This is a genomic window from Enterobacter cloacae complex sp. P13B (assembly GCF_014895915.1).
In the GTDB taxonomy this organism is placed as follows: Bacteria; Pseudomonadota; Gammaproteobacteria; order Enterobacterales; family Enterobacteriaceae; genus Enterobacter; species Enterobacter bugandensis.
In genome coordinates this window covers 1-271 of the sequence record NZ_JADBQN010000086.1, presented here as the reverse complement: position 1 = coordinate 271, position 271 = coordinate 1, and the positions used below count along the sequence as shown (strand labels likewise).

The following is a 271-nucleotide window of genomic DNA, read 5'->3' as shown; positions in this document are numbered from 1 at the left end:
TCGCCGGTACCGTAAAAGAGATCAAGATCAACACCGGCGACAAAGTGTCTACCGGGTCGCTTATCATGATCTTCGAAGTGGCGGGTGCTGCACCTGCTGCCGCGCCTGCACAGGCCGCTGCTCCGGCTCCGGCCGATGCACCAGCCGCTGCTGGCGGCGCGAAAGACGTTAACGTACCGGACATCGGCGCTGACGAAGTTGAATTCACTGAAATCCTGGTGAAAGTGGGCGATACCGTTGCGGCCGAGCAGTCACTGATCACCGTAGAAGG

1 protein-coding gene is annotated in these 271 nt (G+C 59.8%); it reads left to right on the top strand.

What is annotated here, in order from left to right; translation table 11 throughout:
- Positions 1-271, top strand: a 271-nt coding sequence (locus IM273_RS21900) for a biotin/lipoyl-containing protein (protein WP_305043857.1), incomplete at both ends; no start/stop codon positions are given.